Below are 3,301 nucleotides of genomic sequence, written 5' to 3' on the forward strand. Positions count from 1 at the left end.
TTTAATAAAACCCTGGCGATGACCTACTTTCACATGAGGAGACCTCACACTATCATTGGCGCATGTCTGTTTCACTTCTGAGTTCGAGATGGATTCAGGTGGTTCCAGACCGCTATGGTCGCCAGGAAAACTCGTTTAACGCTCATTGCAGCCATTATACCGCAATTTCGCATCAGGTAAATAAAGAGTGCGCTTTTTTTTTGCGCTCGTAACACTTCTCATCTCGCGTTGCTCATCAACCCAAAGCAACTCAGATTATATGGTCAAGACAATCAGCCAATTAGTACAAGTTAGCTTCACACATTACTGCGCTTCCACACCTTGCCTATCAACGTCGTAGTCTTCAACGGGCTTCATGGGAAAACTCATCTTGAGGGAGGCTTCCCGCTTAGATGCTTTCAGCGGTTATCCCGTCCGAACTTAGCTACCCGGCGATGCAACTGGCGTTACAACCGGTACACCAGAGGTTCGTCCACTCCGGTCCTCTCGTACTAGGAGCAGCTCCTCTCAATTTTCCTACGCCCACGGCAGATAGGGACCGAACTGTCTCACGACGTTCTAAACCCAGCTCGCGTACCACTTTAAATGGCGAACAGCCATACCCTTGGGACCTGCTTCAGCCCCAGGATGTGATGAGCCGACATCGAGGTGCCAAACACCGCCGTCGATATGAACTCTTGGGCGGTATCAGCCTGTTATCCCCGGAGTACCTTTTATCCGTTGAGCGATGGCCCTTCCATACAGAACCACCGGATCACTAAGACCTACTTTCGTACCTGCTCGAGCCGTCGCTCTCGCAGTCAAGCACCCTTATGCCTTTGCGCTCTTGGTACGATGTCCGACCGTACCGAGGGTACCTTTGTGCTCCTCCGTTACTCTTTGGGAGGAGACCGCCCCAGTCAAACTACCCATCATACACTGTCCTCATCCCCGATTAGGGGACCAAGTTAGAACCTCAATAATAACAGGGTGGTATTTCAAGGTCGGCTCCATATGAACTAGCGTTCATACTTCAAAGCCTCCCACCTATCCTACACAGTTATCATCAAAGTCCAGTGCAAAACTATAGTAAAGGTTCACGGGGTCTTTCCGTCTAGCCGCGGGTACACTGCATCTTCACAGCGATTTCAATTTCACTGAGTCTCGGGTGGAGACAGTGTGGCCATCGTTACGCCATTCGTGCAGGTCGGAACTTACCCGACAAGGAATTTCGCTACCTTAGGACCGTTATAGTTACGGCCGCCGTTTACTGGGGCTTCGATCAAGAGCTTCTCCTTACGGATAACCCCATCAATTAACCTTCCAGCACCGGGCAGGCGTCACACCCTATACGTCTTCTTACGAATTTGCAGAGTGCTGTGTTTTTAATAAACAGTCGCAGCCACCTGGTCTCTGCGGCCCTCACCAGCTTCGTTTAGCAAGTAAACTAACCAGCAAGGGCGTACCTTCTCCCGAAGTTACGGTACCATTTTGCCTAGTTCCTTCACCCGAGTTCTCTCAAGCGCCTTAGTATTCTCTACCTGTCCACCTGTGTCGGTTTGCGGTACGGTTCTCTGTAAGTTATGGCTAGCAGCTTTTCCTGGAAGCCGGGCATCAATGACTTCGCTGTACACCGAAGTGTCAGCACCACATCACACCTCAGGGTTAATAGTAAACCGGATTTGCCAAGTCTACCCCCCTACATGCACGTACCAGGACAACCAACGCCTGGCTCATTTAGCCTTCTCCGTCCCCACATCACCACTTACAAAAAGTCCAGGAATATTAACCTGGTTCCCATCGACTACGCTCTTCAGCCTCGCCTTAGGGGCCGACTCACCCTGCTCCGATTAACGTCGTGCAGGAAACCTGGGACTTCCGGCGTGAGGGCTTTTCACCCTCATTATCGTTACTCATGTCAGCATTCGCACTTCTGATACCTCCAGCAGACTTCTCAATCCACCTTCATCAGCCTACAGAACGCTCCCCTACCACGTGCACTTAGTGCACATCCGCAGCTTCGGTGACTAGTTTTAGCCCCGTTACATCTTCCGCGCAGGCCGACTCGACCAGTGAGCTATTACGCTTTCTTTAAAGGGTGGCTGCTTCTAAGCCAACCTCCTGGCTGTCTGTGCCTTCCCACATCGTTTCCCACTTAACTAGTACTTTGGGACCTTAGCTGGCGGTCTGGGTTGTTTCCCTCTTCACGACGGACGTTAGCACCCGCCGTGTGTCTCCCGTGATTCAATTAGCCGGTATTCGGAGTTTGCATCGGTTTGGTAAGCCATGACAGCCCCCTAGCCGAAACAGTGCTCTACCCCCAACAATCATTCACGAGGCGCTACCTAAATAGCTTTCGGGGAGAACCAGCTATCTCCGGGCTTGATTAGCCTTTCACTCCTAGCCACACGTCATCCGATAATTTTTCAACATTACCCGGTTCGGACCTCCAGTTGGTGTTACCCAACCTTCATCCTGCACATGGCTAGATCGCCCGGTTTCGGGTCTACTCACAGCGACTCGCGCCCTATTCAGACTCGATTTCTCTACGGCTTCCTTATTCAGTTAACCTCGCCACTGAAAGTAACTCGCTGACCCATTATACAAAAGGTACGCAGTCACACAGCCTAAGCCATGCTCCCACTGCTTGTACGCAAACGGTTTCAGGTTCTATTTCACTCCCCTCTCCGGGGTTCTTTTCGCCTTTCCCTCACGGTACTGGTTCACTATCGGTCAGTAAGTAGTATTTAGCCTTGGATGATGGTCCACCCATATTCAACCAGGATTTCACGTGTCCCGGCCTACTTGTTCGCGTACTTAGTTCCTAATGCATCTTTCATATACGGGGCTTTCACCCTGTCTCGCCAGCCTTCCCAAACTGTTCTATTTCAATGCACTATAAATCACGCCAGGCTCTTCCCCGTTCGCTCGCCGCTACTAGGAGAATCTCTTTTGATTTCTTTTCCTTCGGGTACTTAGATGTTTCAGTTCCCCGAGTTCGCTTCGTTAACCTATGTATTCAGTTAACGATGACTATACTCACGTACAGCCGGGTTCCCCCATTCGGACATCTTCGATTAATCGCTCGTTTCCAGCTCATCGAAGCTTTTCGCAGGATTCCACGTCCTTCATCGCCTCTTACTGCCAAGGCATCCACCGTTTGCGCTTCTCTTCTTGACCATATAATCTCAGTTGCCTTAAATTATATGTTTTTTGTCTATACAAGACGCTTGTGTTACCTCTTTATTTACCATATTTTTAATGAACGTCTGATTTATTCAGATTAAAACATTCTATTAACATAAAACGCTTTAATCTGAAC

2 rRNA genes are annotated in these 3,301 nt (G+C 49.8%); both read right to left on the bottom strand.

Features of this window, described 5'->3' with window-relative positions:
• Positions 1–10 precede the first annotated feature (10 nt).
• Positions 11–126: ribosomal RNA gene (gene rrf / locus ACD661_RS16855) — 5S ribosomal RNA — on the bottom strand.
• 133 nt (positions 127–259) lie between these two features.
• Positions 260–3,159: ribosomal RNA gene (locus tag ACD661_RS16860) — 23S ribosomal RNA — on the bottom strand.
• Positions 3,160–3,301: the final 142 nt, after the last annotated feature.

This window comes from Legionella lytica, from assembly GCF_044626755.1.
Classification (GTDB): domain Bacteria; phylum Pseudomonadota; class Gammaproteobacteria; order Legionellales; family Legionellaceae; genus Legionella; species Legionella lytica_A.